Genomic DNA, 7,036 nt, shown 5'->3' on the forward strand with positions numbered 1-7,036 from the left:
CACTAACTGTCCAGTATGAATGCCTTGGTTATGGTCAAAACCAAGGCTCCCATACTTTTCTATATTGAATGATGTTGTGTCTTAGCTTTTATTCATTAGAAACTTTTGCAATTCTGCCGTGCTCTAGGTACACAAGTAAAATAGAAATATCAGCAGGATTGACTCCGGAGATCCGAGATGCTTGAGCAAGTGATAATGGTTTGATTTTCTTTAGCTTCTGTTTGGCTTCTGTAGCAAGGCCATTAATGGCATTATAATCAATATTCTCAGGGATCTTCTTATTTTCCATTTTCTTTAAGCGTTCCACTTGTTGGAGTGATTTTTCAATATAGCCCTCATACTTAATTTGAATTTCAACTTGTTCTTTTATATCTTGATCCAAGTCAATTTCACTTTTTGTCAGTTGTTCAATCAATTCATAGGTCATTTCTGGTCTTTTTAACAAATCTGCTGCATGAATGCCGTCTTTCAGTTCACTGCCGCCCACGCTGCGAATCAATGCTTGGACTTCCGCAGATGGTTTTAGGATAGTTGATTGAAGACGCTGCTTTTCTGTTTCAACTGCTTCTTTTTTTACTAAAAATGCTTGATAACGTTCATCACGAATTAAGCCAATTTGATGACCAATCTCTGTTAATCTGAGGTCCGCATTATCATGACGCAGGAGAAGACGATATTCTGCTCGTGAAGTTAATAAACGATAAGGTTCATTTGTTCCCTTCGTAATTAAATCATCAATTAATACCCCGATATAGGCATCGGAGCGGCTTAACACTAGTTGCTCCCGTCCTAATGCATTTAATCCTGCATTAATACCGGCCATGATTCCTTGACCAGCCGCTTCTTCATACCCGGATGTACCATTTATTTGCCCCGCCGTATACAAGCCTTGGACTACTTTGGTTTCAAGTGTTGGCCAAAGCTGTGTTGGGACAATCGCATCGTATTCAATCGCATAACCGGCTCTCATCATTTGCGCGTTTTCTAAGCCGGGAACGGTTCGAAGCATTTGCTGTTGGACATCTTCAGGTAAGCTGGTTGACATTCCTTGGACATAGACTTCTTTTGTATTTCTTCCTTCAGGTTCAAGGAAAATTTGGTGACGCGGCTTATCATTAAAGCGAACCACCTTATCTTCAATGGATGGGCAATATCTTGGTCCCGTTCCTTTAATCATGCCGGAGAACATCGGGGAACGGTGCAGATTTGCATCAATAATTTGGTGTGTGCGGTCATTTGTATACGTTAACCAACATGGAAGCTGGTCGGTTATATATTTCGTTGTTTCATAAGAGAAAGACCTTGGAACCTCATCACCAGGTTGAATTTCCGTTTTGCTGTAATCGATTGTGTTACTATCCACCCTTGGCGGAGTCCCCGTCTTAAAGCGTACTAATTCAAATCCAAGCTCTTCTAAATGCTCGGATAATTTAATGGATGGCTGTTGATTATTAGGACCGCTCGAATATTTCAATTCACCAAGAATAATTTCCCCGCGAAGATAAGTTCCTGTCGTAATAACGACTGTTTTTGAAGAGTAAATCGCACCCGTTTTTGTAATAACCCCTTTGACGACGCCGTCCTCAACGATCAATTTTTCAACCATCCCTTGGAGGAGCGTTAAATTAGGTTCATCTTCAAGTGTTTTCTTCATCTCATGCTGATAATCAAATTTATCAGCTTGTGCGCGTAAGGCATGAACTGCCGGACCTTTACCGGTGTTTAACATCCTCATTTGGACATAGGTTTTATCAATATTTTTTCCCATTTCCCCGCCGAGTGCATCAATTTCCCGCACTACGATTCCTTTAGCGGGTCCGCCGATTGAAGGGTTACATGGCATAAAGGCCACCATATCTAAATTTATTGTAATCATTAAAGTTTTGGCACCAAGTCTAGCTGCGGCCAGTCCTGCTTCACAGCCGGCATGCCCTGCACCAACGACAATCACGTCAAAATTACCTGCTTCGTATTGCATGTGTTTCCTCCTTTTCCGTTTCATAACGGAAACGTTACTTCTTAGTCCAGTTTCAGCTCAACTTTTAAACTAGTGTAGTTACTTTTCTACTTATTCTATCCAATGAAGGCATCAGAGAACCTAATGTTTTTCAACGTGTCTATTTTCCTAAACAAAATTGCGAGAATAACTGATCAATCAAAGTTTCATGGACACTGTCTCCCGTAATTTCGCCAAGTAATTCCCACGTTCTTGTCATATCAATTTGAACGATATCAATTGGGGTACCCATTTCAACCCCAGCAATTGCATCCTCAATCGTTTGCAGACTTTGATTTAATAAGGCAATATGCCGGCTGTTTGACACATATGTCATATCGCCCGCTTCAATCGATCCAGAGAAAAATAGTGAAGCAATGGCTTCCTCCAATGCATCGACACCCTGATCTTCAAGTAATGAAGTCGTGACAAGTTTATGTTCTTTTGCCAGTTCATGAACCCGTTCCATATCCATTTGCTGTGGTAAGTCTGTTTTATTCACAATTACGATAGTATCCATTCCTTTAACTACTTCAAAGAGACTTTCATCCTCAGCAGTTAACTGATCCGCGTAATTTAACACAAGTAAGATCAAATCAGCTTCTTTTAAAACCTGGCGGGAACGCTCCACTCCAATTCGTTCTACAATGTCCTCTGTTTCCCGAATTCCAGCTGTATCCAACAATCTAAGTGGTACGCCGCGGACATTTACATATTCCTCAATGACATCTCGAGTCGTCCCAGGAATATCGGTCACGATGGCCTTATTTTCATGAACAAGACTATTTAGCAGCGATGACTTGCCGACATTAGGCCGTCCAACAATCACCGTTGACAAACCTTCTCGTAAAATTTTTCCTTGCTGCGATGTTTGTAAGAGTTTTTGAATCTCATCACGAACAAAACGGGCTTTTTCTAACAGCATCTTATGAGTCATTTCTTCGACATCATCATATTCAGGATAATCTATATTAACTTCAACATGGGCAAGGACTTCTAAAATCTCCTGCCTTAGTTTACGAATTAAGTTGGATAAACGCCCTTCCATTTGACCAAGTGCTACATTCATGGCCCGATCTGTTTTTGCTCTTATTAAATCCATCACAGCCTCAGCCTGTGATAAATCAATCCGGCCATTTAGAAAAGCACGTTTTGTAAATTCACCTGGCTCCGCTAATCTAGCTCCATACTTTAACACTTGCTGCAGCACTCGATTAACGGAAACGATCCCACCGTGACAGTTAATTTCGACGACATCCTCTTTCGTAAAAGTCTTCGGACCTTTCATAACCGAGACCATTACCTCCTCGATCACTTCATCGCTTTTTGGATCGAGTAAATGTCCGTAATGAATGGTATGGCTTGCTGCTTCTGTTAACCTTTTTCCACCAATCCCCCGAAATAGCTTGTCTGCTATTGAGATTGCTTCATCACCACTCAAACGGACAATTGCTATGGCTCCCTCCCCCATTGGTGTCGAGATCGCCGCAATTGTATCGTATTCCATTTCTTTCACCTCACAAATTAGAAAAAAATACACTCTATTATAAACGATTGTTTTATTAGCTATCATTAAGTGGACGATGTCCACCATGGCTGCACCAGCTATTAAAGCAAAGATACGAGCACCAAATCTATAAAATATTAGAATACCACATCAAATTCTGATAAAAAAGTGTTCCTGCCTAGCGGCTATTTATCCACAACTACAAATTTGCCCATTTATTATTTTAACTTATCAACATGTGAATAACAATATAAGGCAACTCAGATAAACATTCTTAGAATATTTAAAAAGTTATCCACAGATGGTACAGTTGCAAAAATTTTTACGCAAAAAAAACACCCTAACTTTAGGGTGCCTGATTTATGATCTTTTATAGTTATAAGAGACTTCTCTTTTAACGGGTGTAATCACAATAAATCGGTGTGGTTCAGTTCCATCAGAAAATGTTTTTACCCGTTTGTTTTCCGATAGAGCGGTATGAATCACTTTACGCTCATATGAAGGCATAGGTTCTAATGCCACATCTTTTCCTGTTTTGATCGCCTTTCCTGCTAAGCGATGAGCCAACTGGATTAGCGTTTCATTTCTTCTATTTCGGTAATCTTCCGCATCAAGAATCACGGTTAAGTATTGTTTGGAAAAGCGATTAATGACAAGCTGGGTCAAATATTGCAGCGAATTGAGCGTTTGACCTCTTTTTCCAATTAAAAGAGCAATTTTTTCGCCTGTCATCGCAAAGGTTACCTGTTTCCCATCTCGTTTAATTTCTATTTGTGATGGTGCACCCATTTGATCACACACTTGGGTGAGAAATTTCTTTGCTTCTTCAATGGGATCAATAATAACTGTTACTTTAACAACGGCTGGACGTGATCCAAAAATACCAAAAATCCCTTTTTTCCCCTCATCAATAACATCTATATCTGTGCGGTCTTTGGTGGTTTGTAATTGAGCTAAAGCTGATTCTACTGCTTCTTCGACAGTTTGTCCTGTAGCAGTTACCTGTTTCACTTTTTTGCTCCTCCCACATTACCGGTGGCATTTGCCCTTAAATCCGGTCCTTTAATAAAATATGTTTGAACAATCATAAATATATTTCCGACAACCCAGTACAAGGAAAGAGCTGCGGGGAAACTAAACGCAAAGAATACAATCATAATCGGCATCATCCACGTCATCATTGCCATTTGCGGGTTGGCTTCCTGGCCAGCCATCATAATCTTTTGCTGGATAAAAGTTGTAATTCCAGCAACAATCGGCAAGATATAATATGGATCCTTTTCCCCAAGGTCAAACCATAAGAAACTATCTTGGGCAATTTCTCTTGTCCTTGAAATCGCATGATAAAACCCTATCAAAATTGGCATTTGCACGATTAATGGAAAACAGCCTGCCATTGGATTAACTCCATGCTTTTGAAAAAGAGCCATCGTTTCCTGCTGCAGTTTTTGCTGTGTCTTTTGATCTTTTGAGCTATACTTTTCGCGAAGCGCCTTCATTTCAGGCTGCAACGCCTGCATTGCTTTAGAGCTTCTTGTCTGCTTGATCATCAGCGGTAAAATACATAAACGGATTAATATAGTTACAACAATAAGGGATAAACCATAGCTTCCCCAGAGCAAATGTGCTCCTTCTTTAATGACCCATGATAGTGGATAGACAATATATTCATTCCAAAAACCTGTACTTTCCGATGTAATCGGCTTCTTAATTTCGCTGCAACCTGTAAGAAATAAGAACACAGAAAGCATACCGAACGAAAGTAATATTCGTTTTTTCAACCAAATTTTCCTCCCTGCTACATATATTGAAAAATTTATGTACTTAAACAAATAACAACTAAATTTATCTCTTTGAACCTTGGGATGACTAGCTTCCGCGCCCAAGGCGCTTTCGCTTATCATTTTATCATTTTTTTGAAGGGATTGTCTTAATTCCCTAAAATTAATTTTTCTTTAAGACTTTTCCAACTTTGAGAACATGTGTCAAACTCTTCTTGACCTCAAAAAAGTCCATTTCCGCCGTTGGTTTTCTGGCAATGATCACATAATCGTAGCCTGAGGTCAGAGAATCATGTAATTCAAAAATAACTTGTCTTACATAGCGTTTAATTCTATTCCTTGTTACAGCATTGCCAATCTTCTTACTTACAGACAAGCCGATTCGAAAAAAGTCTTGTCCCTCTTTTTCTAATCCGTAAACAACGAATTGCCGATTAGCAAACGAGCGGCCCTGTTGGAACGCCGCTTGAAATTCTTTATTCTTTTTAATTCGGAATTCTTTTTTCATAAAAAAAACTCCTTTATTTTATGGTGAGAATAATCTATTTTCTTCTTCTAATGAGAAAAAAGACCACTGACTGTTCAGTGGTCTAGGCTGATAATACTTTTCTTCCCTTTTGACGACGACGAGCTAGAACCTTACGTCCGTTTGCTGAGCTCATACGACTACGGAAACCGTGAACTTTACTATGTTTACGTTTATTTGGTTGATATGTTCTTTTCATATATGACACCTCCCTGAGGAATAGCTATCAAGTTAAACACTTTTGACAGTCTAACTTATTATAAAGATGTCACTAGTAAGTTGTCAACACTCTCCTAATATTATTCCCATTTCCAATTTTTTTCGAACATGTTTTAGTCCATTTCCAGAAATTCTATAGGTATGTTCTCCGTGATCAAACTGATTAAAAAAATTTCTTTTATCGTTCCTGCTTTTCTTTTTGTCTAGCTCCTAAACGGTCGTTTCCACTTTTCTTTTTGTCTAGCTCCAACGACCAGCAGCTAGTGTCCTTCGCTCATCTCCCTACGATAAGTCAACATCGGATCGCTTTCGCTCTCCGTGTTTCCTTTATCGCGTTTAACGGGCAGTAACTTTCAACTGCCCGTAAGAACCCGATTGGTTCAACTAACAATCAGCGAGAAGAACATTCGCTGATTGAAGTTTCACCTTATCTCAGTCGATGTGCTCCAGGCCATACGCTGCTAAACGGTCGTTTCCGCTTTTCTTTCTACCCTGTGGATAAATTTTTCGACATTTTTTCTTTATCCACACACGATATTGACAAGTTTTGCACAAATCATTCGCTTGTGGACAATTATTATACACAGAATGTGACAGTTGTGGATAAACTACGAAAAGGCATTGCACGTCCTGCAATTATTTGTTATTATATTTGTGTTTTCACTCTGAATAACTCCATCATAGACAATACGTTATCCACAGTTGTGGATAACGTGTGGATAGTTTATTCTAACGATATGTAGAAACTTGTCCACAGGCGGTGGATATTGTCGAAACTCCACATTTTTTCCTTATTATATGTTTTCCACAACCACTGTTTCGTATATTTATAAATTAATAGGTTGAACTGCTAGTATAAACCTTATTTTTTCACGGAACTTTTAGTCAAACAATTTCCCGGTTGCCAAGAGAATACTCCGTTAGAAAAAATATTTATTGGAGTTAGACAGTCATAATGAGAGTCTTTAGTTTAGATAAATTTTTAATGATAAAAGGAGGGATACTAG

Annotated in this window: 6 protein-coding genes; all 6 read right to left on the minus strand. The window is 39.1% G+C overall.

All coding sequences use genetic code 11. The annotated features are described in order from the left end of the window. Window positions 1-88: 88 nt before the first annotated feature. Window positions 89-1,978, minus strand: a complete 1,890-nt coding sequence (gene mnmG, locus AC4E8C_RS24810; RefSeq protein ID WP_490209304.1) for a tRNA uridine-5-carboxymethylaminomethyl(34) synthesis enzyme MnmG — start codon at window positions 1,976-1,978, stop codon at window positions 89-91. A 139-nt stretch (window positions 1,979-2,117) separates the two neighbouring features. Beyond that, a complete protein-coding gene (gene mnmE / locus AC4E8C_RS24815) occupies window positions 2,118-3,503 on the minus strand; it encodes a tRNA uridine-5-carboxymethylaminomethyl(34) synthesis GTPase MnmE (protein WP_490209305.1) in 1,386 nt (461 codons plus the stop codon). 360 nt (window positions 3,504-3,863) lie between these two features. Next, window positions 3,864-4,514, minus strand: coding sequence for an RNA-binding cell elongation regulator Jag/EloR (gene jag / locus AC4E8C_RS24820; protein ID WP_490209307.1), 651 nt, complete (start codon window positions 4,512-4,514; stop codon window positions 3,864-3,866). Continuing rightward, window positions 4,511-5,284: a YidC family membrane integrase SpoIIIJ gene (gene spoIIIJ, locus AC4E8C_RS24825; RefSeq protein ID WP_490209309.1), complete on the minus strand. Its 774-nt coding sequence runs from the start codon at window positions 5,282-5,284 to the stop codon at window positions 4,511-4,513. The genes jag and spoIIIJ overlap by 4 nt, the downstream gene beginning before the upstream one ends. A gap of 163 nt (window positions 5,285-5,447) precedes the next feature. Continuing rightward, window positions 5,448-5,792, minus strand: a complete 345-nt coding sequence (rnpA, locus tag AC4E8C_RS24830; RefSeq protein WP_490209310.1) for a ribonuclease P protein component — start codon at window positions 5,790-5,792, stop codon at window positions 5,448-5,450. 82 nt (window positions 5,793-5,874) lie between these two features. Continuing rightward, window positions 5,875-6,009: a 50S ribosomal protein L34 gene (gene rpmH / locus AC4E8C_RS24835; protein WP_063255153.1), complete on the minus strand. Its 135-nt coding sequence runs from the start codon at window positions 6,007-6,009 to the stop codon at window positions 5,875-5,877. Window positions 6,010-7,036: the final 1,027 nt, after the last annotated feature.

Source organism: Neobacillus sp. SRL179 (assembly GCF_984799095.1).

Coding starts and splice junctions, on each gene's coding strand:
- mnmG (WP_490209304.1), bottom strand. CDS start 1,978: ATGCAATACGAAGCAGGTAATTTTGACGTGATTGTCGTTGGTGCAGGG.
- mnmE (WP_490209305.1), bottom strand. CDS start 3,503: ATGGAATACGATACAATTGCGGCGATCTCGACACCAATGGGGGAGGGA.
- rnpA (WP_490209310.1), bottom strand. CDS start 5,792: ATGAAAAAAGAATTCCGAATTAAAAAGAATAAAGAATTTCAAGCGGCG.
- rpmH (WP_063255153.1), bottom strand. CDS start 6,009: ATGAAAAGAACATATCAACCAAATAAACGTAAACATAGTAAAGTTCAC.